Here is a 24,333-nt window from a genome sequence, read left to right on the forward strand (position 1 = left end):
GTTTTACCGGTTATTGTCGTTTGAGTTACCGTTCTCTAATGCTTCCAATGCCCGCAAACGTTCTCCCTGGTCTCTAAAGTAGTGACTATTTTCAGCAACCCGGGACACCGTATCGTATGGATGTTGTAATTCGTTAAAATTAATCACAGGGTTCGGGTCATTGTGACCATTTTGATGGATTGGAAAAACGTCAGAATCCTGATATTGACGCCATAATTCCCATCGGTGAATCTTGGCAAAACGCTGTTTCTTTGCCTGGTAATTTTCCAGCCAGTGTGCCGGGTCAATATCCTCTTTTTGCTTGAAACTATCGATCATTTTATGGATCACTTTGACGAGTTGGCGATAGCGAGGGCGGTACCATTTTTCCCTGAGCACTCGGGCAGAAAAAGCGCGAAATTCGATGAGTATCTCTTGTATCAGCTCTTTGCTTCCGGGCTCAGGGTAGCTGGCATCGACGACTTGTTGTAAACAGGTTAAGCGCTTCTTCAATGCGCTCTTACCGATGCCGCCTGCCCACTTTAATCGACGGAACGCTTTATGTTCATCCACGAGATCTGAGAGTATGGTTTTTTTCAAGGCTTCACGGTCTTCTGTGATGTTGTTTTGAACCAGCTGAATTTTTTTCTGCAGGGGCAAACTTTTTAGTAAGCCGTAGACGTTACTTGGGTGAAGGACGTAATCAGAGCGATCGCTTTCGTCAGGTTGTTTGGATAGATTGGTAATCATGTGTTTCGTCGGCGAAAGAACAGAGGTCAGTGTTCCAATCTGATGTTTTTTTAATCCGTACGTTCCGATAATGGGCAGGCTATTTCTTGGTAGCGGTAGATCTTCGTAGTTATAAACGACGGTAAATCTTTTTTCAGGCCACTTATTTCGCAATTTTTTTGCCTGTTTTTTTGCTGCTTTTATCAGTCTGTCCTCGGATGATCTCATAGTGCGGATGTAGTTCTCTACTAACGTTTTCCTCGCGCGTCCGCTGAGGTTTGCAGCAAGGTCTTTTTCTGGATAAAACAGCTCTTCCCTGACTTCTTCTGGCCCCACGATGTAGCTTCTGACGCCGCTGTTGGCAGATCGGAATAAATCGCAGGGCGGAAGGGATTTTACACAGGTATCGTCATTGTTCAGAAAAACAATGGTTTTGTCTTTAAAGTGATCAACTAACGTGACGCCGGTATCTGCATGTACCCCGGTCGCGGGCAACGGTGCAGTGTCGGTTTCGACAGCTGGATGCCCTTCGGTTTCCCTGGATTGCAGCTCATGGAACAGGCTTATCCCATTGTTGAGCGAGCTGTTCCAGGTGGCAAAAGTCAGTCCAAGTCGCTCGGCCAGGGCTTCCCATTGATTCCATTCTGGCAAAGAAGTGTTGGCGTTGGTAACTAACAGAAAATCTGCATCAGGATTGTACTGGTAACCCTCGGCAAGCTGAACTTGAAACACTCTTCGTTGTACCACTTCCACCAATTGGGGATCTGTCGGGCAATCTAAACGTCCCAGTTCGAGTTCTGCGAATAGTGTGACTTTTGTGTAAAGGTGCTGTGCAGGATTGCTGAAGGTGATCGAACCTGAAAGTCTGTCCTGACCATGGGGAGGAAGTTCATTGATCGATTTCGTGAGCCCCTGGTTACCGCTGAACGGTACACCATCTCTACTGTAAAAAGTTACGTCGGCGCTTCTCGTCTGGCCATTATTGGTATCTGCGGTGTCTGCGGTATCTGCGGTATCTGCGGTATCTGCGGTATCTGCTGTAAAGTGCAAGTTGAGCAACCGCTGTTGGCTGCCCTGCAAACCAAGGGCTTTCGGAGAAATATTGTTCACTTTTACCGACAGCAGTGCTTCTTCATCGCGGCTGATTGATTTGCTCCCTTCTATCGTATCGATATCCGCTGGATATCTTACGGGAAACCTTATTTGCTCTGTGGCTACTTTTGAGAACTGTCGCTCAACCCGTCCAACAGTGGCGCTAAAGTTGGCGACACCCGTTTCATGCAGCGGCTCACCTGTGGGTATTGTTTGAGGTCTATTAATGGTAAATTCCAGGCGATTCTGTGGGTGAACTTCCTGGCCAGGCGGTATAGCGCAAGGGAGGTTGAAAACAGAGCGGGGGTTGAAGCTGACCCATTTATTATTCACCATGCTCATTCTGATGGGTTGTTTATTGGGTGTTGGCATGTCACCGGTATTAGTGACTGACAAATCAACAGAGACCTCTTTGCCGGGTTCGAAAAAACCATTGCCGCCAGGCTTTTTTGCCAGCAGTGTGGAGTCTGTAACGGACAGGTCATAAGGCCCGGTATACCGGTTGTTGCCCACAGCAATATGAAAACTGCCAGAGTTTCCGCAACGTCCATCAGGGGCGTTACGCCCGACTCGTCCCCGGAGGCCGCAGGGGCCATCAAATCCTCCCGGATTAAAACGGAGTGTTATGCGGCTTTGGGTCTGCCCGCTTGAGTCGGTGTAGATCTCAGTATCGGGATACCAGCATGATTCCCCACCTTTTCCTCCGTCTCCTCCCAGGCCACCGTCTCCGCCTTTTCCACCCCGGCCTTGTGTGCCACCCCGAACGTCAGGAATGTTGGTGAGCATGAGCAAATCGGTTTGCGAAGGTGCTACTGTGAGGGTTACTTTACCGCCATTGCCACCATCGCCACCCCGTGCGCCATTGCCACCATTGCCCCCGGTGCCGCCTTGACCTCCGTTTTCACCCCACAGAAATCTGTTGGCATTTCTCCCCTTTTTCCCGGTTAGCCCTTTGCCCCCATCACCGCCGTTGCCCCCATGGCCTGCATCACCGCCACGGGCTTCAAGAAAGATTGATGTTTTTCTATCGAACAGGCTTAACTGAAGTGATGTCCCGTTCCCTTTAATCAAAACACCGGCATTATTGGTTGACAACGCGACATTCAGTTCGCGAGCGTTTTGGCCGTGTTCTCCCTGAGCGCCGTCCTGCCCGCGATAACCGCCGAATTGACCGTTTGCACCGCAGGCTCCATTTTTGCCGACGGCTCCGTTGGTAACGTACCTTAAAGTGTTCCCGGAATGTAAAGGAGACATAAATAGATCCCAGCGTAATTGTGAGTGTGATAGTCAGCTTATTGTTATGGTCTGACCATGAACTGCCGGTTTTTTATCCCCGGCGCAAATAAAAATGAGTGGTCGATCTGATATCAGAGTGAGTGACCGCCTCGGTGATTGGCACGAAGCATTTTTTAAGGGGTGTATTGATGCAATAACGGTTTTACGTTCACTGCCGGTTTTGGTATCCTGATATCCCATCTTGAGACTCTCTTTTCACCCCGCTTTTATTATATTCACAGCAGGTAAGCATGACGCGTTATATTTTCGTCACCGGCGGTGTTGTTTCTTCGTTAGGCAAAGGCATCGCATCGGCATCTCTCGCCGCCATTCTTGAGGCACGTGGTCTCAAGGTGACGATGCTCAAGTTGGACCCTTATATCAACGTCGATCCGGGTACCATGAGCCCTTTTCAGCATGGCGAGGTTTTCGTTACCGAAGATGGTGCCGAGACTGACCTGGACCTGGGGCATTACGAGCGTTTTATCCGAACCACCATGAAGCAGGGTAATAACTTTACTTCTGGCCGGATTTACCAGGATGTTCTGCGTAAAGAGCGTCGTGGTGACTATCTCGGTGGTACGGTACAGGTTATTCCGCACATCACCGATGAGATCAAGCGCCGGGTGGTTAATGGCGCGGGCGATGCGGATATCGCCCTGGTGGAAGTGGGTGGGACTGTGGGTGATATCGAATCCCAGCCATTCCTGGAAGCCATTCGTCAGTTGAAGGTAGAGCTCGGATTTCAACGTGCCATGCTGATGCACCTGACCCTGGTGCCTTACATCAAAACCGCCGGTGAGACCAAGACCAAACCAACCCAGCACTCTGTTAAAGAGCTGCGTTCGATTGGCCTTCAGCCAGATATCCTGGTGTGTCGCAGCGAACAGTACATTGATGCCTCGGCCCGCCGCAAGATTGCCCTGTTTACCAACGTAGAAGAGCGTGCGGTTATCTCCCTGGAAGATGCGGACAGCATTTACAAAATTCCTCGGATGCTCCACGAGCAGAGTCTGGATCAGATCATTGTGGATCGCTTCAACCTGGGCTGCCAGCCAGCGGACCTCTCTGAGTGGGACGATGTGGTGGATCGTGAGTTTAACTACTCCGAAGAGATCACCATCGCCATGGTGGGCAAATACATGGAACTGCTGGATGCCTATAAGTCGCTGATTGAGGCGATCAAGCATGCCGGTCTGAAAACCCGTACCAAGGTCAATATTCGTTACATTGACTCTGAAACCACTGAACAGGATGGTCTATCTGCCCTGGAAGGGGTATCTGCCATTCTGGTGCCCGGTGGCTTTGGTCACCGTGGTGTGGAAGGCAAGATTCAGACCGTGCGCTATGCCCGTGAGAACAAGATTCCTTTCCTGGGTATCTGCCTTGGCATGCAGGTGGCGGTCATTGAGTACGCCCGCCATGTTGCCGGTCTGGCAGGGGCGAACAGTACGGAATTTGATCGTCAGGCGGCCCATCCGGTGGTGGGTCTTATTACTGAGTGGATCGACGCTGACGGTATGGTTGAAAAGCGTGATGAAGGTTCTGATCTGGGCGGCACCATGCGTCTGGGTGCCCAGAACTGTAACCTGGTTGCCGGTACACTCTCCCGTGAAGCCTATGGCCAGGATGTTATTACCGAGCGCCACCGTCACCGTTATGAAGTGAATAACCATTACGTTGAGGCACTGGAAGAGGCGGGTCTGGTCATTGCCGGTCGCTCAGAAGACAACAGTCTGGTAGAGATCGTTGAGGTTGCCGACCATCCATGGTTTGTCGCCTGTCAATTCCACCCGGAATTTACCTCAACACCCCGGGATGGCCATGGTCTGTTTTCTGCCTTTATTCATGCAGCGCAGGCTTTTAAGCACGCTTCTCACTGAAGCCAATTGTTGATACCTGCTTTTGCAGGTTTTTTTCTGGAACGCCTGAAGGAACGTTTGTGAAAAGCAAAATTGTTGATGTCAATGGCATTCAGGTCGCTAATGACCTGCCGTTTGTCCTGTTTGCCGGGATGAACGTGCTGGAATCAAGAGACCTGGTCATGAAAGTGGCGGAAGAGTATGTACGGGTTACCGAAAAGCTCGGTATTCCCTATATCTTCAAGGCTTCCTTTGATAAGGCTAACCGTTCTTCAATCGCCTCCTACCGTGGTCCGGGCATTGATGAGGGGTTAAAGATTTTTCAGGAGCTGAAAGCGACCTTTGGTTTTCCGGTGATTACTGATGTCCATGAACCTCATCAGTGCCAGTCTGTGGCGGAAGTGGTGGATGTGATTCAGTTGCCGGCGTTTCTGGCCCGCCAGACGGACCTGGTCGAAGCCATGGCCAAAACCGGTGCTGTCATTAACATCAAGAAGCCGCAGTTTCTCAGCCCCGGCCAGATGGGGAATATTACCGATAAATTCCGTGAAGCGGGCAATGACCGTTTGATCCTCTGTGAGCGTGGTGTGAACTTTGGCTATGACAACCTGGTGGTTGATATGCTTGGCTTTCATACCATGAAGCAGGTGAGCGGCGGTGCACCGGTTATCTTCGATGTGACTCATTCGCTGCAGTGCCGTGATCCAATGGGGGCCGCCTCCGGTGGCCGCCGCCACCAGGTGACTGAACTGGCCCGTGCCGGTATGGCGGTTGGCCTGGCAGGACTGTTCCTGGAGGCTCATCCTGATCCTGATAATGCCCGCTGTGATGGCCCTTCAGCACTGCGCCTGTCCATGCTTGAGTCCTTCCTGACTCAGATGAAAGCTCTGGATGAGCTGATTAAATCATTTGAAGCACTGGATACTCTCTAAGTTCAGCTGTTTAACTCAGAACCTCCTGCTTTTGTTCAGAAGCGGGAGGTTTTTTTATGAACTAATGTTTTTGAAATTGGTCATATAGTTATAAATAAAATAAATCTGGAGCACATTTATGAACGGGACGGGTAATTTCAATATATTTCCAGGCGATTTTTCTCAACTTCAATATGGCCCCTTGAGATATCTCTTTGATGAGGAGGATCCCGGTTATCAAGAGTCTGCAGGTCCTGATCCTTTATTCAACGGGCGCGCACTTCAGAAAGTAGAAGATAAACCTGTATTACATCCTGAGAGCCAATCAGCACAGTTCAGTTCACTTACTGATAGTCAATTATCCAGTTTCAAAATCGGTACTGTTAATGCAGACCCTGCAAGGCATTGCCCTCAGAAATTTAATGAGAGTGCAGTTTCTCTTGCACCAAATCCTGAAAATACGGACAAATCTCAAAACGGGCCATTGAACGGCTGTCTGGCGGGTACTGATAAGATGCCCCGGGAACAGGCAGCGATAAAGCCACTTCCTGCTATGGAAAGCAGAACCGAAAACATCAGTCAAATCAACCAGCCGCCAGTTGATGATACTGAATCATTATCCAGGAATAGAGGACGCAAGGTGGCACACCAGACAGGAGTCAGTGAGAAACGACTCGAGCATAATGCCCGAGAACGGAAACGTACGGCAATAATGAGGGTTGCAATGGTTGATTTAAAAGAACGGCTCTGTGGAACTTATTTCTCCGAAGGGATTCGTAAGAAGAAACTAAAGAATGTTGATGTGTTGCGTGGAGCCATTGGTTATATCAAAATGCTGAATGATATTCTGACAAAGGGTTCGCCGGAGCAATCTCATTTCATTCCGCTTAGCGGAGATAAAGGCTTTTCAAATGGCTAAATGCCCATCAGTTCAATCAGGGGCTTTCTACTTTCAGGCCCATAAAATACTGCCCCAACAGGTACCCTGTTTTCGGTTTCTTCCTTTACCAGTGCAATAATTTCAGCGCTGGCTAACCCACCACAAAGTTCAATCATCTGTACACCGTTTTTTTCAACCAGTTCTCTGGCGATATCGGCAGCGGTTTCCCTGTGGTTCATATCAACGGATACACAATAAAAGTGAGCTTTTTCAGTAACATTCTCCTGGATGGATGAGGACTGCAGGCCGGGCATGGCATAAATAAATGCAAACTTCATGTTGACTCCTTTTAATTCTGTGTCAAGCAGGCTGGATTTATTGAAAAGTTAAAAATGAATTCTGGCAGAGGATGAAGGAAGTGCAAGAAAGAATGTCAATAAAAAAAATGAACGAAATACTTCCTGATAGTGTCCAAAAAAACGACAATCGAGGATATTAACATGACGCTATGCTGTGCAACTAATAATACTGGACCAGTGCTACCACGTAATATGGATGCAACTACTCAATCACCTGATAATTCAACCCGGCGAAATGGCAAACATCTTTTGCAGACCACGCTCACGCATGCAGCTCGTGCATTAGTTTTTGGATCGTATACTACCCTGGTAAACCAATTCGTTGTTTCAAAACTGAATCAACCTCGCGATGATTTTTTGGCCTATCATTGTTTCAATAATTTGACCCGTGCTGAGAGAATCGAGTACATAGATCTAACTCCGTATGCTCCGGTTCATTTGTCACAGGTGGCCGTTGCCTCAACAGCTTTTTTTCTTGCCACCGGTGGCTTTTGCACATTGTATGAGGGATGCAAATCTATTTATGACCGGGCATGCACCTGTTTTTCAGGGCCTGATGTCGCAACAAATCAACCCGCAGGAGACTATCCAGAAGTCTATGATGAAGTCTAAGTCTCTTCCCCTGTCTGAATTCCTGACCAGATAGCAGCCATAATGCTATACAGGTGTTATGGTTTTCGGATGACTCTGGTCATCTCTTATCCGGGATGACCATTCACCATTCCAGCGCTTTCCCATTCCATTTGCCCGTGGCAGGAAAAAAGCCCGCAGCTAACCTGAAAGGCCAAACCGGGAAAATTTCCACCGACATCAAAATATGAATCATTGATAGTAAAAATAATTAGAAAAAAGTTGATTAGAATTGAACGAAATACCTCCTGATATTGTCTGAGAAATGACAACCAGTAAGGATATTAAGAATGACTTTAACAATTGGTACTGCCGGTATTAACGCTGGATCATCGATGCCTGGCAATCCCGAACTCCAGGCTGCGACTAATCCACCTGATAATTCAACCCAGCGAGAACGCAATGATATTTTTTCATCAACTTTCTTTCACGCCTTATTTTCAATTGGAGTTGGGACGTGTACTACCTATGTAAAAAATCGGGTCGTTTCACCACTGAATGATCCTGGTAAAGTCTTTTTGAGGGAGCATTGTTTTAATAATATGACCCTTTTTGATGAGTACGGAGAACTAACTCCGTTTACCCCGCTCTTTTTGACAGAGATAGCAGTAACGTCGACAGCCTTTTTTGTTGCCAGCGGTGGCTTGTGCAAGGCGTATAACGGATGTAAATCAATCTATGACCGGCTATGCCATACTCCGGCATATGAACGGCTACGCCATATTCCGGCACATGATGCCATCGCAATGCAACCTGAACCTGAAGAAGTCTAGGATTTTTCATTTGTGAGGTGAAGCGGTTCTATTTACCAAACCCGTCGTAAAGCATCGCCCAATCGGGCGGTGATATAAGACAGGAGCGCGCAGAGCGCTCCGCTTGAGTGTTTGTTCATTCCTTGCTAACTTTATCCAGTCTTTTGTAGACCTACCGTCGGGCAGACGGGATGTAAAGTCTGCGGAGTTCGTGTGAGACTTGGGGAGCATGGGTTGATTCGCCATCGTAAAAGCTCCCACTGTGGAACTTTTATGCGATAACCAAGCCTGTTCCCTGAGCTACGGACCGTGAAACAGAAACGTTCTTGAGCGATCAAGAACCCTCGTCCGCCAGGGCGGGGAGTGTCAGGGAACTGCTTCCCAAATCACCATGGCGCAGTCTTTTTTTGGTTTAATCGCTATTTATCAACAGATTTGATCAATTTTTTGGGGGAATCGCTGGGTAGTAAGTATTGTGGAAATTCAGTGGCAGTATCCTTAGGGGGGGCGAAATCAATCCCTTCCTTTTTATGCTTAAGCCTCCTTTGATTTAGCATATTGACTGTTTCAGCTTGTCTTTGGGACAAGGGAACCTTCTCTGGCTTGTCAAAGTGTATTTTCAGATTTTTAGCATCACGCTGACTGGCCTCCATCGCGATTTTTTGTTGTTTGACGTGTTCTAGTGCTGAATCTATATCCGGGTGTTCCAACCGTGGCCCTCTGAGGCTAACTAATTTCTCCTCCTGCTGGCGCATTCTCCTCTTGACCGCTTCAATGACGTCAGTTCCTTCTTTATCAGTGACGGCGCTGATACCCTGATTGCAACAAAAATATTTTACCTGTTCTATGCTTTTCGGATGCATATACGTTGGCATCGTGATTCTTAATGATTCCATTCTCAATTTATTTTCTTTGATTTTATTTTCTTCAATTTTATTGTCTTTACCGCCTTTATCGTCTTTTATTTTGTTTGTTCCCATGACCTTTGGGCTAAGACGCTTTTTTAATTCCTCCTTGAAAAATTTATAGTGAGGAGCATACTCATTTTTTGTCTCTGTGAGATACGAATCCAGCTGATATTGGGTGACCGGAAGCTTGATGTTGGTTTCTACATTGATATAAAAAAGAGTCAATAACTGTTCCAGACCATTGATCGTTACCTGGGCGATAATAGCACCGGTTCCTGCCTGATAAAACACTTTGTCAACGGTGACTTTACCCGAAATGCCAAGCTGATTGGCAAGTTCACTGCCCTTAATGATGTCAATAGTATGAATATCCAGTTGATCCTCATCGTTAGCAATGTAAATCATACTGTCAGTTTCAAAGCAGTGCCGACTCATGGGAGGGATTATGCTATCAGGGCCATTAACAGGCGTCGTTTCTTCGAAAAATTGATCATCTGCATCGCTATCATCCGCAATAGCCACACATAATGAATCCTTGACATTTAGTGATGCGGACGCCTGATCAGTGGATTTGCCCGGGGAGGCATTCTCATTAAACCAGAATGAAAAGTATCGTCGCGGATCATCTTCATCATCATCGGGAATACGCCAATCTAGTTGGTCAGAATCTTCTGTTGATGGGGGATTCGCTGTCGTGGTTTTATCGGGATGAGTATCCTTTTCAGAAGGGAGAGATACCAGGAGATAATCACCAACTCTACGAACTGATATATTGTATGAAGAGATTTTTTCTGGTTGAGGGCTGCTTTCTTGAGAAGACCAAGCTTGAGAAGACAAAGTTAAGTTTGAAAATAAAGCCTTGGCGACAGTAACCGGGCTTTTCAGAAGACTGGCAAAATTACAGTTATCTTGAAGATAGCCAGTGTATTTTGAACCCACTAAATTTGATACTGTGTTAGACATTGGTTGCTCTATAATAACTTTCGTTTATAAATAAGAATTTTTTAATTTGATTCGGTTTTTCCTGTTTTTACGTCCAGCCCTTTTAACAGGATCTGGTTCTTACATTATTTGACCAGTAATTTGGAATATGGTTCCATTTTATTTCCGATTTTTCTTATTCACTCATTTTTCAAGGCCATTGTGCTATCTTATGGTTGATTTTTTCAGAAAATGATTCCTTGCATATCATCATCTGCCATTCAACAGGAGGCCTGATATGGACAATACCACCGCTGAACTGGAAGTTGATGCCGATCACTGTTTAGAGATTGGCCAGGTGATTGCACCCGGGGATACTCACCTCGAAATGACCATAAAGGGGGATACTGAGCAACAGGCAAACGACCAGATGGCAACGATGGAAGCCCTGGCCAACCGTATTTCTGACCACTGTCAGGTAAAGAAAACGGTGAATCTCCATCAGGGCAGTGCCACCATTGATGCCATGTTTGATTTTGACTGCACAGCAGAAAAACTGATTTTTGAATTGTATCTCAGGTAGTAATTTTACTTATCATTGTTAGGGCTGTTTGATGATTATTTGACCATTGATGCCTGGTTTAAACGATGGTTAACAGGCGATTAACAGTCGTTAACAGTAACGATCAGAAATCCACGAAGCTCAATGTTGGCGCGGTGTCCAGCGAAATTGTAAGGCTTTGACACAGGATTTTCCGGTGGTATAGTTGCCGCTCCCGTAACAATGCCACCGCTCTTTTACGGTATTGCTTACCTCTCACTTGAAATTTCCGAATTCTTCACCCGGAGTATCTCATGACCGCTATCAAGGAAATCAAGGCTCGCGAAGTCCTCGATTCTCGTGGTAATCCCACTGTTGAAGCTGACGTCATTCTTGAGTCTGGTGCCTTTGGTACTGCCTGTGCTCCCAGTGGCGCTTCCACGGGTTCCCGCGAAGCTCTGGAGCTGCGTGATGGTGACAAGTCCCGCTACCTGGGCAAGGGCGTTCTGCAAGCCGTTGCCAATGTTAACGGTCCTATCCGTGAAGCACTGCTTGGTTTTGATGCTAATGACCAGCGTGGCCTGGATCAGAAGATGATCGATCTGGACGGCACTGACAACAAAGCCAAGCTGGGCGCTAACGCCATCCTGGCGGTGTCTCTGGCCGCTGCCAAAGCCGCTGCCGTTGATAAAGGCATGCCTCTGTACGTGCACATTGCTGAGCTGAACGGTACTGCTGGCCAGTTCACCATGCCAGTGCCAATGATGAACATCCTGAACGGCGGTGAGCACGCTGACAACAACGTTGATATTCAGGAATTCATGATCCAGCCGGTTGGTGCCAAAAACTTTGCTGAAGCGCTGCGCATGGGTGCTGAAGTATTCCACGCTCTGAAGAAAGTTCTCTCCGACAAGGGCCTGAACACTGCCGTGGGTGACGAAGGTGGTTTTGCACCAAACCTGGCTTCCAATGCAGACGCTCTGGCGGTCATCAAAGAAGCTGTTGCTGCGGCCGGTTACACTCTGGGCACCGACATCACTCTGGCTATGGACTGTGCAGCTTCCGAGTTCTACGAAGATGGCAAGTACAACCTGAAAGGCGAAGGCAAAGTCTTCACTTCCAATGAGTTCTCTGACTACCTGAAAGGTCTGACCGAAGAATACCCGATTATCTCCATTGAAGATGGTCTGGATGAATCTGACTGGGACGGCTTCAAGTACCAGACTGAACTGCTGGGTGACAAGATCCAGATCGTTGGTGATGACCTGTTTGTAACCAACACCAGGATCCTGAAAGAAGGTATCGATAAGGGCATCGCCAACTCTATCCTGATCAAGTTCAACCAGATCGGCTCTCTGAGCGAAACTCTGGATGCGATCAAGATGGCCAAAGATGCTGGCTACACTGCCGTTATCTCTCACCGTTCCGGTGAGACCGAAGACGCCACCATCGCTGACCTGGCGGTAGGTACCTGTGCTGGCCAGATCAAGACCGGTTCACTGTGCCGTTCTGACCGTGTAGCCAAGTACAACCAGCTGATCCGTATCGAAGAGCAGCTGGAAGGCAAAGCGCCTTACCGTGGTATTGCTGAATTCAAGCGTGCCTGATTAGCGGTCGCTGCTGATGGAAAGGGGAGGCTTTAAGCCTCCCTTTTTGTTTGCCTGGCGAAGCGGGCAAACCCGTCAGGCTCAAAGAAGCCTGAGCCGCCCCGACCGGCGGAAAGTCAATCCGTCGATCGCCCTTTACCTGTGAACTTTTGGAGCAGACTTTCGGGTCTTTTTTCTAGGGGGAGGCATCAGTTCATTTAAAGAGCACTGGGGATGTGGTGCTAAATCTTCCTTATAAAGGTGCCAGACCTGCACCAGTTGAGCGTCGTTACTGATAGTCATTAAATGCCCCCCGTTGGCACTGAATGTTACAAAGTCAAGCTTGTAATGTTGGTGCAGCGTCGATTTGTGTAACCAGTTGCCATTTGCCGTAAGGCCATAGATGATGATGGCGTCATCATTTCTGGCTTCGATGACAATATGGGAGCCATCGTGGTTAAATTTGGCTGAGTAAACCCCACCTGCTGTCGTAAAATTGAGGCTGGTTATCCAGTTGCCACCGGCCGTACAAGTGTGGATTCTGGCGTTGCATACAGGCAGGGATATGGGGGAGTAATTGCGAGAAAATGTCAGGATATGGCGGCCATCAGCGCTGAACGTGGCTGAGGTAATATACATATCATCATGGACGATAATCTGTTGTTTTGACCAGCGCCTGGCGTTTGCATCATACCGGTAGATTTTTGCTGTATGATCGCTACTGGCCGTGACTAAATAGTGGCTATCGGGACTGAATCTAGTAGAGGAAATCCGTCGTTTATGCTTAATCGTGATTTTATGTTGCCAGTTGTCGCGGGTATCAAAGCTCAGGATTCTGGCAGTATGATCGAAACTCTCCGTTACTGCATGGCGGCTGTCAGGACTGAATGAAGTGTCGGTGATTTCCAGGGAGTGGTTAATACAGGTTTTTTTTACCCAATTGTTATCGGTGTTACTGAAAATTGTTGCGGTACGATCAGGTTGGTTATTCTTGTCGCTAATGGTGATGATATGCTTGCCATCAGGGCTGAATTCAGCGGCAGTGACCTTACCATTATGGTTCAGGGTGGTCAGCTCCAGCCAGTTGCCGTTGCTGTCACGGCCATGGATTTTCGCCGTGTGATCGTCACTGGTGGTGACTATCAAGCGGCTGTCAGGGCTGAATGTTGTTGAAAGAATCCTCCCTTTGTGTCCCATTGTTGTTGTTACTGCCCAGCGGCCAGCCTGGTTCATTGTGCATATTATGGCCCTGCGACCACTCCTGGCCATCACTGCATGGCGGCTGTCGGGGCTGAAAGTCGCCGAGCTGATAAATCGATCAGAAATGATGATGAGTTTTTCTGTCCAGCTGCCGTCGGCATTACAGCTGGTGATTTTTGCGGTTGAAGCCGTGTAGCTCAATATATGCCGGTTATCAGTGCTGAAGGTGATCCGCCGCACTCTGTCTTCATGGGCAATGGCTATCTCTGCGGGCCTTGCGGTGATTTCCGTTCTGCCATAATCCGAACCACAGCGCGCGTAACTGTTGGTCGCCAGAAAGCGTCCATCGCTGCTGAGTTTGGCTGATGCAGCCGTAAAGGGGATGCAGTCAATGGATATTGCCAATTCCGGCTGGAAAGTACGACAGTTAACCATCAACTGGTTCACTGTGTAAAACAGGATTTGCGGGAAATATTTCCCTTTTTGTGGTTCCCGTGGCGGTATGTCGTTGTCTGTCACTTCCCCGGCTGAATGGCCGCAAATAGTGCTGATCAGCGTTTCATTGCCGGTGAATTGCCTCAGCCAGGCTTCCAGTTCATGGTTGCTGATGTTTTTGGCAATCTGAATGAAATGCTGCTGCTGTCGTGGCTCGAGCTGTTTAAACCAGATCCTGGCGGGCAGATGATCTACACGGACGATAGTCAGCAAAGACGAACAGGTCTGTGCCATGGCCTTGATGTCGCGGTCCCCTAAAAAACCCAGTATGTGCCTTATGGGTTGCTCTGGAAGATCCAGCAATAGCAACGGCCCCGGGTTGGTAACGGCGGTGATTCGGTTGCTGGTTCTGTGTTCCACGGGCGGGATAGTGGTGGCAGCCGGAGGGGGATAGCTGTTGGTACTGCCAATGGGGTTTCCAGTCGGCATATTCCGAACTCCCGGGTCTTTGGCCTGCGGGTGATGGGTAGCCAGTACCAGATTGAACTCAACAGCAACCCGGGTGTAGAACGCTGTCTTTCGTTCATAAATACCCGGGATAGTAAGAGCGATCATTTGAGTTGCTTATTTTGATGTCTGGCTTTTTCTAATGACCTTCATTAATGTGAAACAGTTCAAAGATCCGGTCATATGTTAAACCACGGGTACTCCTGTTAAACTTCACCGTTAAGTCTCTATTACTGCCCCTGCTGCTGGATAGTGACGGTTTAAAGCGGAACTGATGATGAAAAAACTGGCAATAGCCCTGTTGACACTGCTGCTGGTTTACCTGCAAACCAGGCTCTGGATTGGTGAAGGCAGTGTGGCTGAAATGTTGACACAACAAGATAACCTTGAGCGGTTCAGACTGGAAAATGAACGTTTGTACCAGCGTAATCGTCTGCTGGCCAAAGAGGTTGTGGAGCTGCAGCAGGGGATGGAAACGGTTGAAGAGAGAGCCCGTCAGGAGCTGGGTATGATCCGCAGTGATGAAACGTTCTTTTTGACTTACGATTAAATCCTGTATTGGTCAGGAGCCGTTTCTGAGCGGGCTTCTGGATGTTCAAATTAAGGGTGTCAGAGTGAGTAGCGTAGAAACCATGAATACGGTTCGTTACTGGGCGGTTGTTCCGGCAGCGGGCGTTGGCCGCCGAATGAATATCGATATTCCCAAACAGTACCTTGAAATCAAGGGTAAGCCTCTGATGGTGCATACTCTGGAGCGGTTGCTGGATTTTCCCAGGCTGGAAAAGATCGTGGTGGTGCTTGATCATAATGATGAGTATCACCAATCCATTGAATTACTCCGCAACCCGGGAATTCTCCTGGCCCAGGGGGGGGATGAGCGTTACCACTCGGTACTTAATGGTTTGAAAGTGCTATTGGATATTGGTTCCCCTGATGACTGGGTACTGGTTCATGATGTGGCCCGCCCCTGCATTCGTCGTTCTGATATGGAGTGGCTGGTGAACCAGCTCCATGACCACCCTGTAGGCGGTCTGCTGGGTTGCCCGGTTACCGATACCATCAAGCGGGCCGGGGGCAATGATGTTGTGTCTGAAACGGTAGACCGTCAGGGGCTCTGGCATGCCATGACACCGCAGATGTTCCGTCTGGGCATGCTGCATGACGCCATGGCAAAAGCGATAGCGGATAAGATGCCGGTAACGGATGAGGCCAGTGCCATTGAATACGCTGGCAAGCAGCCCGTGATGGTGGAAGGACATGCCGATAATATTAAGGTGACCCGGGGAACTGATCTGGCTCTGGCCACTCTATATATAGAACAGCAGTCGAAACTTATTGAGGTCACTTGATGCGTATTGGTCATGGTTTTGATGTTCACCGCTTTGGTGAAGGTGATTATATTGTTCTGGGTGGGGTAAAAATCCCTCACACCCATGGGCTGGTGGCGCATTCTGATGGCGATGTGCTGCTTCATGCACTTTGCGACGCACTTCTGGGAGCGGCAGGTCTGGGTGATATTGGCAAGCATTTTCCGGACACTGATGAACGCTATGCTGGCATTGATAGTCGCAAGTTACTGCGTCATGTTATTGCTCTGCTTGAGCAGCACAACCTGGTTCCCGTCAATATGGACAGTACCATCATTGCCCAGTCGCCTAAAATGGTACCGCACATTGATCAGATGCGGCAGAATATCAGCGAAGACATGGGGATTGACCCATCTCTGGTGAATGTCAAAGCGACCACCACTGAAAAGCTGGGCTATACCGGTAGAAAAGAGGGTATTGCAGTTCACGCCGTTGTTCTGTTGACCGATTTGGGATCGTGATCCATAGGGTGGAGTCTTCTGGGAGGCTGTCCGAGAATAGCGCCCGTAGCGAGGATGGCAGAAAATTGAGGATAAAAAGTCGGAAATTTTTAGTGAATAGTGGTTCTATTGACTAAAAATTTCCGACTTTTTAGACCAATTTGCTGCCACCGCAGTAGGGCAGTCTATTCTCGGACAGCTTCCTGGGAGGCCCGCCACCCATGGTTATTTTTCGGTATTTCCTTTCAAAAACTGCGTCAAACGCGGTATTGTTTATTGTTAATTTTTGCTTTGTTGAGTGCGCATCATGGATGCAGATGTACCGATGCCTGCCGATTACTCCGTTGATTGGTATTACGCCTTTGGTGGTCCTTTAGGCAGCTGTCTTTTCAAATCCTGTCATGAAGATTTTCTGGTTGATGAGCTACTGCCTTTTGAGCCCGAAGGTGAAGGTGAGCACCTTTTCCTGCTGATTGAAAAAAAAGGGGAGAATACCGACTGGGTCGCAGGGCTTCTGGCGAGACATGCAGGGGTCAGAAGACAGTCGGTAAGTTATGCCGGGAGAAAGGATCGCCATGGAATTACACGTCAATGGTTTTGTGTTTCCCTGCCTGGTATGGCTGATCCCGACTGGAGTGGACTGGAGAGTGACACCATACGGATCCTTCGACAGGCCCGCCACCGGAAAAAACTGAAAACCGGAGCCCTGAAGGCAAATGATTTCTGCATCACATTGCGGAATGTAGATGCTGATCCTGCGCTGGTTAATGCCCGGTTAGAGCAGATATCTCGTGCAGGGGTGCCCAATTACTTCGGTGAACAGCGCTTTGGTCATGAGGGGCGTAATATTGACAAGGCCGTCGATGGGCTTAAGAAAAGTTTGGATTAATTCAGGATTGAGGGACTATGACCATATTGCTATCCAATGATGATGGCGTTACCGCCAGGGGATTGGCCCTTTCGTTTGCCACCATGAAATCACACGGTCAGTGCTGGGTAGTGGCTCCGGATAATGACTGTTCTGGCAAGGGCCATTCCCTCACTCTGGACCGGCCACTGTGCATGAAAGAACACGACAATGGGTTCTTCAGTGTGAACGGAACACCGGCAGATTGTGTCAATCTCGCTGCCAGTGGGCTGTTTGGCCGCCTTCCGGAACGCGTAGTTTCCGGTATTAACAGTTGCGCAAACCTGGGCGATGATGTGCTCTACTCGGGGACTGTGGCTGCGGCTATGGAAGGACGCTTGCTGGCAAAAACCGCAATCGCTATTTCATCCTGTGGTCAAGAGGATCACCACCTGGAAGTGAGCGCCAGAGTGTTGCACGATTTGATGTTGCGCCTTGATGATCAGGTTCTGCCAGAAGGCACGATACTCAATGTCAATGTCCCGGCCTGTGACTATGAAGAGATCCGTGGGATGAAAATTACCCGGCTCGGCCATCGTCACCCGTCAAAGCCTCCGGTAAAAATGACGGATCCCCGTGGCAATACGGTGTGGTGGATCGGTGGTGTTGGTAAGCCCCTGGTTGCTGAGGAAGGGACTGATTTTCATGCAGTGGCTTCTGGCTATGTATCCATTACCCCATTGCAATACGATAAGACCGGCCATGCAACGTTATCACTGATGGAGGATTGGCTTGGAGCCTGTGTATGAGGGATCTTGAAATTGATGGTATCGGTATGACATCACGCCGGACCAGAGAGCGGCTGATCCAGCGTCTGATGGATCAGGGTATTCAGTCCGGCAAGGTTCTGGATGCCATTCGCACCATTCCCCGTCATCTTTTTCTTGATGAGGCGCTGGCGCATCGTGCTTATGAAGACACAGCTCTGCCGATTGGTCATAATCAGACGCTGTCCCAGCCGTACATTGTCGCCAAAATGACGGAAGTGCTGTTGGCCCGGGGTGAACTGAACAAGGTGCTGGAAATTGGTACCGGATCCGGTTATCAGACGGCTGTGCTTGCTTCGCTGGTGGCCAGGGTCTGCTCCGTGGAACGCATCAGGCCATTGCAGGAGAAGGCACAGCAGAGGCTCTCCAGGCTTTCTCTGAAGAATGTTCGTCTTCGTCATACCGATGGTGGTATGGGGTGGCCGGAAGAAAGTCCATTTGATGGGATTATCGTCACGGCGGCACCGGGAGAAATTCCTGCAGCGTTGTTGAGCCAGCTGTCTCCGGAAGGTGGCAGGCTGGTCATTCCGGTGGGAGGAAACAACTTTCAGGATCTTGTGTTAGTGACCAGAAACGGTGATGAGTATCAGCGCAAGGTGTTGGAAGCTGTCCGGTTTGTACCGTTGCTGGCGGGTGTTATACGCTGATACGTCATAAAAAAGACGTTACTTTCTTGAACGTACCCACACAAAAAAGCAGTCAGTCAGGGATGACTGATGGCATTTTACTTAACTTCTGTTCCAAAGGTCAGAACATGTCGAATCATTCTTCTTACTTTGCCCTCATCGCCAGGGGAATGGCTATGGGGGCCGCTGATGTTGTGCCGGGCGTATCCGGTGGAACCATTGCATTTATTACTGGCATTTATGACCGGCTGCTGAATGCCTTGAAAAGTGTTAACCCATCGTTACTGAAGGTACTGGGTGAGGAAGGGGTTGCCGGTGTGTGGCAGAGAATAGACGGCACATTTCTGGTGTGTGTGTTTGCTGGTGTGCTGACCAGTATTCTGTCCTTTGCCCATGTGATTACCTGGTTCCTGGCGACGTATCCGGAGATGCTCTGGGCATTCTTTTTTGGTCTGATTCTGGTGTCCGGATTGCATATGATTCGTCAGGTTGATCAGTGGAATGTGGCGACTGTCATCACCCTGATCGCTGGTATTGTGATTGCTTATGCTGTGGGTGTATTAACCCCGACCAGTCTTGAACCAGAGCCGGTGACGCTGTTTTTTGCCGGTAGCATTGCTATCTGCGCCATGATTCTGCCCGGTATTTCCGGTAGCTTTATGTTACTGATGATGGGGCTGTATGGGCCAGTCATTGATGCTGTGAAGAGTTTGAATTTCAGTGTACTGACCGTTTTTGGCCTGGGCTGTATCGGCGGTTTGCTCAGCTTTTCCCATGTGTTGTCATGGCTGCTAAAAAAGCACCGCGATCTGGCGATTTCACTACTGACCGGCCTGATGCTTGGAGCTCTGGGCAAAGTCTGGCCATGGAAGGAGACACTGGCAACACGGGTTAACAGTTCCGGGGAGCTGGTCCCGCTGATTCAGGCGAACGTGTCGCCGATGAATTATCAGGGAATTACCGGGCAGCCTGCTTATCTGGTTGAATCTATTGGGCTGATGATTTTTGCCATTGCTTTGGTGGCGATGATTGAGCGGGTGGGTAGTAAAAATCACTAAACCAGCGCACCAATATAGGTGAAAATACTGATATTGGTATAATATTTCAAACCATAAGTTACGGTTTATATTCTTTTATTGAATAAATGATTTTTGTGGGCAGCCAGGGTAATGGAGTTGATAAAGTGTTGGATTTCATGAAAATCACTCTGATTAATTTGAGTGATTGCTCAAAAAAAATACTTTTTCTAACAGCCTGCCTGCTAATCGCAAGTTGCAGCCATGATCCGGCCAGGGTTACGGTCACTGACCTGAGATCACCACCGAAGGTGACTTCAGGTCAGCATGTTGTCCAAAGAGGAGAAACCCTTTATTCAATAGCCTGGCTCTATAGCAGAGACTTCAGAGAGTTGGCCCGAAAGAATAGCATTCGAAGTCCTTATACTATCTATCCGGGGCAGAAAATAAACTTATCTATCCGCCGGTCCGTGGTTGCTGCTCCGTCGGTGACTCCAGTCAGGCAGCCAAAGAAAACCGTTGCCAAAAGCAGCGCTCCGGTCAAAAAATATACAGCAAAGAGTTCGGCGCCAAAAAGTACCGCTTCCGGCAGCAGTGGCTGGCAATGGCCTGCGAACGGAAAAATTATTTCCGCCTATTCGCTCAAAATGCCCGTTAACAAGGGGATTGATATTGGCGGCAAATTAGGAGAGCCTGTAAAGGCAGCAGCCAGTGGTGAGGTAGTGTACGCAGGAAGCGACCTGTCCGGCTATGGCAGGCTGATCATTTTGAAACATAATAGTAGCTATCTGAGCGCGTATGCGCACAACAGGGATCTATTGGTGAATGAGGGAGACTCAGTTAAAGCGGGCCAGAAGATAGCCGAAATAGGTTCTACAGGAACGACGGAGCCTAAGCTGCACTTCGAAATTCGGCGTGATGGTAAACCGGTCGACCCGATGGGGTACCTTCCAGGGCGCTGATAACGAAGGTCAGTGGCTGTTGTAGTAGAGGGATCTCACGGGTGTCGGCGCAACTTCGGGTTGCCCGGCATAGAGTGGGACTTTCGGATAGGACTAACTCTTATGGCATCGAAGAGGGATGACGCAGAGCTAAGCAGTTATGCTGACGATGTAATCCAGGGACAGGATGAATTGAGCCCGGACGAAAATGCCGGTGACCTCATTGAAGTGGTTGACGAGAACGATGATATCGATAAGCCGCGGCCTGCGGCTGTGTCTCCGGTGAGTACCGGTCGTCGAAAAGAAGACGATGGATTTTACAAATCCATCGATGCAACCCAGCTGTACCTGAATGAGATTGGCTTTTCACCTCTCCTCACCCCCGAGGAAGAGGTTCACTACGCCCGCCTTGCCCGAAAAGGGGTAGAAGCGGGCAGACGCCGGATGATTGAAAGTAATCTCCGGCTGGTTGTTAAAATCTCCAGGCGCTATGTCAACCGTGGACTGACACTGCTTGATCTGATTGAAGAGGGTAACCTCGGACTGATTCGTGCGGTTGAGAAATTTGATCCGGAACGTGGATTCCGTTTTTCAACCTACGCGACCTGGTGGATACGACAGACGATTGAGCGGGCGATCATGAATCAGACCCGCACCATTCGGCTGCCCATTCATGTGGTTAAAGAACTGAACGTCTATCTCAGGGCTGCCAGGGAGTTAACCCAGAAGCTGGATCATGATCCCAGCCCGGAAGAAATTGCCGAGTTGCTGGATAAGCCGGTGGCTGATGTAAAACGGATGCTCGGTCTTAATGAACGAGTGACATCGGTTGATACACCACTGGGACCTGACTCGGATAAATCCATTCTGGATACGATCTCTGATGAAAAAGGTGCCGACCCGGCCGAACTGCTACAGGATCTGGATCTCAATGACAGTCTTGACCGCTGGTTAGGTGAGTTATCAGAAAAACAGCGAGAGGTGGTTGCCCGCCGGTTTGGTCTCAGGGGGTATGAAACCAGTACGCTTGAGGAAGTCGGTAAGGAGATTGGCCTGACCCGTGAACGGGTAAGACAGATTCAGGTAGAGGCTTTAAAACGGCTTCGATCTATTCTTGAAAAGCAGGGGTTGTCAGGAGAGTCCCTGTTTAACTGATGGCCTGACATTCTCTGTTAATAAAAAAGCCATGGGTAACCCCCATGGCTTTTTTACTATTGAACTCAGCGTTCCAGCTGGTCCAGCTTGCCCTTCACGCCATCCCACTCTGCTGCATCAGGGAGAGGGTCTTTCTTCTCAGTAATGTTATCCCAGACATCTGCGAGCACGGCGTTCAGTTCGATGAACTCCTGCTGATCATCGGGAACCTCATCTTCGGAGAAAATAGCGTTTGCCGGACACTCTGGCTCACAAAGAGCGCAGTCAATACATTCATCCGGGTGAATAACCAGGAAGTTTGGTCCTTCATAGAAGCAGTCCACAGGACAGACTTCCACGCAATCGGTGTATTTGCACTTGATGCAGTTTTCACCCACTACGAAAGCCATGGTGGTTAAACTCCATTTGATCTGACTAAAAAAAAGTACTGCCCGGTTTTGCTGTTATATTCGTGATTCACGAAAGCATGTCATAATGTGACATTCAGGTTCTCTTAACAGAACCTGAGGCAATACAAAAATATCGGGCAAGTCTACCAGAGTTGTAAACCCGCTGGATAGCCGTGATGAACATAAACTTATACCGGTCAGGGTATAAGCACCATTAAATCATTTTCCCAGCCCCTTGAGCGTATAAAGAAGCTCCAGAGCCTGGCGGGGTGTCAGGTTATCCACGTCTGTTTTATCCAGGGCTTCAACCGCCGGGTGTGGCTCAGGGCTGGCAAAAAGATCAGCCTGAGGTGTGAAAGTAGCCTTTCCCAATGGTTTTGCAACAGGTTGTGGAGCGGGTTCCTGCTGCTCCAGCATGGCCAGTTTCTGCCGTGCCTGGTTAATGACATGTCGGGGTACACCGGCCAGTTGTGCCACCTGCAGGCCATAGCTCTGGCTGGCAGGACCTTCCTGAACCGCATGAAGAAAGACAATGCTATCGTCATGTTCGGTCGCATTGAGATGTACGTTCACTACCGTATTGCACTCTTCGGGCAGCTGGGTCAACTCAAAGTAGTGGGTGGCAAACAGGGTGAATGCCCGTACTGAATCCGCCAGATATTGAGCGCAGGCCCAGGCCAGGGATAGCCCATCGAAGGTGCTGGTTCCTCGGCCGATTTCATCCATCAGCACCAGACTCTGCTCGGTGGCGTTATGCAGAATATTGGCGGTTTCCGTCATTTCCACCATAAAGGTTGAACGACCACCGGCCAGGTCATCCGAAGAGCCGATGCGGGTGAAAATCCGATCCACCAGACCAATACGCGCACGGGATGCCGGTACAAAGCTGCCAATATGAGCCAGCAGCACAATCAACGCCGTCTGTCGCATATAGGTGGATTTACCGCCCATATTGGGACCGGTGATAATCAGCATACGACGCTGAACATTGAAGGTGACATTGTTTGCCACAAACGGTTCGTCTAAAACCTGCTCAACAACCGGATGGCGGCCTTCAACAATATCAATACCGGGGCTCTGCAGGATTTCAGGACGGCAGAAGTTCAGTGTCTCAGCGCGTTCAGCCAGGTTGCTGAGCGCATCCAGCTCTGACAGGGCCATGGAGCACTCCTGGAGCGGTCCCAGCTCTGCCACCAGTTTGTCCAGAAGTTCATCGTACAGTGCTTTTTCCCGGGCCAGGGCACGGCTTTTGCTGGACAGCGCCTTGTCTTCAAACTCTTTCAGCTCCGGGGTAATAAAGCGTTCAGTGTTTTTCAGGGTCTGGCGGCGAATGTAGTCTACCGGGGCGTTTTCGGATTCACGGCGACTCAACTCGATATAGTAACCATGTACCCGGTTGTAACCGACTTTAAGGCTGGGCAGACCCGTACGCTCACGCTCCCGTAATTCCATTTGAACCAGATAGTCACCCGCATTCTCACTGATGGAACGAAGCTCATCCAGCTCGGCGTCATAACCTTCGCCGATCACCCCGCCATCACGGATCACCACAGGTGGGTTCTCAATGATGGCCCGGGTCAATAATGCTTCGAGTACAGGGTGTTCACTGATGCTTTTTGCCAGTTGATGTACTGTCTGGCTATCAATCGTCGCCAGCTGCTGCTGCAGTTCTGGCAGTTGCTGCAGGGCATCCCTTAACCGTGCCAGATCCCGTGGTCGGGCAGATTTCAGGGCAACCCTGGCAAGAATACGTTCAATGTCGCCAATATGTTTGAGAATGGGGTAAAGGGACTCAAAATGGCAGCCATCTTTCAGGGCGGTGATTGCTGACTGGCGGGCCTGCAGTTTGTCAATATTGCGCAGTGGCCGGTTGATCCATCGTCCGAGCAGACGGCTGCCCATGGCCGTGGCTGTGCGATCCAGCACGGCCGCCACGGTGTGCTCCCGGCCGCCATTCATATTGGTGGTCAGTTCCAGGTTTCTCCGGCTGGCGGCATCCAGCATCGGTGTAGACATATTTGCACTTGATGCCGCCTGCTGACTGAGTGATAGGTTATTCATAAACTCCGGTGCGCCTGCTGGCGGCCCACCTCGGCACCGCTGAGATGGGTGTAACCGAGTTTGACCAGCCAGGCGATGGCGGGTTTTTCCACGCCTT

General features: G+C 49.3%; 21 protein-coding genes and 1 pseudogene. 16 read left to right on the plus strand and 6 right to left on the minus strand.

Going from position 1 to position 24,333, the window contains the following annotated elements; genetic code table 11:
* Positions 1–3 precede the first annotated feature (3 nt).
* A complete protein-coding gene (locus ACO6UY_RS10340; protein WP_422489830.1) occupies positions 4–3,054 on the minus strand; it encodes a hypothetical protein in 3,051 nt (1,016 codons plus the stop codon).
* 272 nt (positions 3,055–3,326) lie between these two features.
* Here ACO6UY_RS10340 and ACO6UY_RS10345 point away from each other — a divergent pair, with 272 nt between their 5' ends.
* The 3 genes from ACO6UY_RS10345 (at position 3,327) to ACO6UY_RS10355 (ending at position 6,767) form a co-directional block, all read left to right on the plus strand.
* Positions 3,327–4,958, plus strand: coding sequence for a CTP synthase (locus tag ACO6UY_RS10345; protein ID WP_422462813.1), 1,632 nt, complete (start codon positions 3,327–3,329; stop codon positions 4,956–4,958).
* Between the two features lie 59 nt (positions 4,959–5,017).
* Positions 5,018–5,869 carry a 3-deoxy-8-phosphooctulonate synthase gene (gene kdsA, locus ACO6UY_RS10350; protein ID WP_422445321.1) on the plus strand — a complete coding sequence of 284 codons (852 nt, stop codon included), beginning with the start codon at positions 5,018–5,020 and terminating at the stop codon, positions 5,867–5,869.
* A gap of 118 nt (positions 5,870–5,987) precedes the next feature.
* Positions 5,988–6,767: a helix-loop-helix domain-containing protein gene (locus ACO6UY_RS10355; protein WP_422489832.1), complete on the plus strand. Its 780-nt coding sequence runs from the start codon at positions 5,988–5,990 to the stop codon at positions 6,765–6,767.
* On the opposite strand, the gene ACO6UY_RS10360 is transcribed toward ACO6UY_RS10355, so the two are convergent.
* Positions 6,764–7,066 carry a DUF6506 family protein gene (locus ACO6UY_RS10360; RefSeq protein ID WP_422489833.1) on the minus strand — a complete coding sequence of 101 codons (303 nt, stop codon included), beginning with the start codon at positions 7,064–7,066 and terminating at the stop codon, positions 6,764–6,766. The two genes, ACO6UY_RS10355 and ACO6UY_RS10360, sit on opposite strands and share 4 nt — an antisense overlap.
* 162 nt (positions 7,067–7,228) lie before the next feature.
* On the opposite strand from ACO6UY_RS10360, the gene ACO6UY_RS10365 reads away from it, so the two are divergent.
* Both ACO6UY_RS10365 and ACO6UY_RS10370 read left to right on the plus strand, forming a co-directional pair.
* A complete protein-coding gene (locus ACO6UY_RS10365) occupies positions 7,229–7,699 on the plus strand; it encodes a hypothetical protein (protein ID WP_422489835.1) in 471 nt (156 codons plus the stop codon).
* A 308-nt stretch (positions 7,700–8,007) separates the two neighbouring features.
* A complete protein-coding gene (locus ACO6UY_RS10370; RefSeq protein ID WP_422445313.1) occupies positions 8,008–8,490 on the plus strand; it encodes a hypothetical protein in 483 nt (160 codons plus the stop codon).
* A gap of 398 nt (positions 8,491–8,888) precedes the next feature.
* Here ACO6UY_RS10370 and ACO6UY_RS10375 read toward each other — a convergent pair whose 3' ends face one another.
* Entirely contained in the window at positions 8,889–10,340 is a 1,452-nt protein-coding gene (locus tag ACO6UY_RS10375) for a hypothetical protein (RefSeq protein ID WP_422489837.1), read from the minus strand.
* A gap of 256 nt (positions 10,341–10,596) precedes the next feature.
* Between ACO6UY_RS10375 and ACO6UY_RS10380 the strand changes: the two genes are divergently transcribed.
* Complete coding sequence (locus ACO6UY_RS10380; RefSeq protein ID WP_422445309.1) at positions 10,597–10,881, plus strand: DUF406 family protein; 285 nt, start codon at positions 10,597–10,599, stop codon at positions 10,879–10,881.
* 272 nt (positions 10,882–11,153) lie between these two features.
* On the plus strand, positions 11,154–12,446 hold the full coding sequence (gene eno, locus ACO6UY_RS10385) for a phosphopyruvate hydratase (RefSeq protein ID WP_422445307.1): 1,293 nt from the start codon (positions 11,154–11,156) through the stop codon (positions 12,444–12,446).
* Positions 12,447–12,581: 135 nt separating this feature from the next.
* Here the strand turns inward: eno and ACO6UY_RS10390 are convergent, their stop codons facing one another.
* Positions 12,582–14,675: a WD40 repeat domain-containing protein gene (locus ACO6UY_RS10390; protein ID WP_422489839.1), complete on the minus strand. Its 2,094-nt coding sequence runs from the start codon at positions 14,673–14,675 to the stop codon at positions 12,582–12,584.
* Between the two features lie 169 nt (positions 14,676–14,844).
* Between ACO6UY_RS10390 and ACO6UY_RS10395 the strand changes: the two genes are divergently transcribed.
* The 9 genes from ACO6UY_RS10395 (at position 14,845) to rpoS (ending at position 21,786) form a co-directional block, all read left to right on the plus strand.
* On the plus strand, positions 14,845–15,117 hold the full coding sequence (locus tag ACO6UY_RS10395; protein ID WP_422446143.1) for a septum formation initiator family protein: 273 nt from the start codon (positions 14,845–14,847) through the stop codon (positions 15,115–15,117).
* Positions 15,118–15,181: 64 nt separating this feature from the next.
* Complete coding sequence (gene ispD / locus ACO6UY_RS10400) at positions 15,182–15,916, plus strand: 2-C-methyl-D-erythritol 4-phosphate cytidylyltransferase (protein ID WP_422445303.1); 735 nt, start codon at positions 15,182–15,184, stop codon at positions 15,914–15,916.
* Positions 15,916–16,395, plus strand: coding sequence for a 2-C-methyl-D-erythritol 2,4-cyclodiphosphate synthase (gene ispF / locus ACO6UY_RS10405; RefSeq protein ID WP_422445301.1), 480 nt, complete (start codon positions 15,916–15,918; stop codon positions 16,393–16,395). The genes ispD and ispF overlap by 1 nt, the downstream gene beginning before the upstream one ends.
* Positions 16,396–16,681: 286 nt before the next feature.
* The gene (gene truD, locus ACO6UY_RS10410; protein WP_422445299.1) at positions 16,682–17,263 is read left to right on the plus strand and encodes a tRNA pseudouridine(13) synthase TruD; all 582 of its coding nucleotides are present in this window, start codon (positions 16,682–16,684) and stop codon (positions 17,261–17,263) included.
* 17 nt (positions 17,264–17,280) lie between these two features.
* A complete protein-coding gene (gene surE / locus ACO6UY_RS10415; RefSeq protein ID WP_422445297.1) occupies positions 17,281–18,030 on the plus strand; it encodes a 5'/3'-nucleotidase SurE in 750 nt (249 codons plus the stop codon).
* The gene (locus ACO6UY_RS10420; RefSeq protein ID WP_422445295.1) at positions 18,027–18,695 is read left to right on the plus strand and encodes a protein-L-isoaspartate(D-aspartate) O-methyltransferase; all 669 of its coding nucleotides are present in this window, start codon (positions 18,027–18,029) and stop codon (positions 18,693–18,695) included. Before surE ends, ACO6UY_RS10420 begins: the two co-directional genes overlap by 4 nt.
* Before the next feature lie 107 nt (positions 18,696–18,802).
* A complete protein-coding gene (locus tag ACO6UY_RS10425) occupies positions 18,803–19,732 on the plus strand; it encodes a DUF368 domain-containing protein (protein WP_422489841.1) in 930 nt (309 codons plus the stop codon).
* 86 nt (positions 19,733–19,818) lie between these two features.
* Positions 19,819–20,652, plus strand: coding sequence for a peptidoglycan DD-metalloendopeptidase family protein (locus tag ACO6UY_RS10430; RefSeq protein WP_422489843.1), 834 nt, complete (start codon positions 19,819–19,821; stop codon positions 20,650–20,652).
* Positions 20,653–20,754: 102 nt separating this feature from the next.
* Entirely contained in the window at positions 20,755–21,786 is a 1,032-nt protein-coding gene (gene rpoS / locus ACO6UY_RS10435; RefSeq protein ID WP_101747077.1) for an RNA polymerase sigma factor RpoS, read from the plus strand.
* A 65-nt stretch (positions 21,787–21,851) separates the two neighbouring features.
* Here rpoS and fdxA read toward each other — a convergent pair whose 3' ends face one another.
* Both fdxA and mutS read right to left on the minus strand, forming a co-directional pair.
* A complete protein-coding gene (gene fdxA / locus ACO6UY_RS10440) occupies positions 21,852–22,175 on the minus strand; it encodes a ferredoxin FdxA (protein ID WP_101747078.1) in 324 nt (107 codons plus the stop codon).
* Positions 22,176–22,394: 219 nt separating this feature from the next.
* Positions 22,395–24,215: pseudogene (gene mutS / locus ACO6UY_RS10445) on the minus strand (DNA mismatch repair protein MutS); the annotation flags it as partial.
* Positions 24,216–24,333 lie beyond the last annotated feature (118 nt).

This window comes from Endozoicomonas sp. ALE010 (assembly GCF_049310165.1).
Lineage (GTDB): Bacteria > Pseudomonadota > Gammaproteobacteria > Pseudomonadales > Endozoicomonadaceae > Endozoicomonas.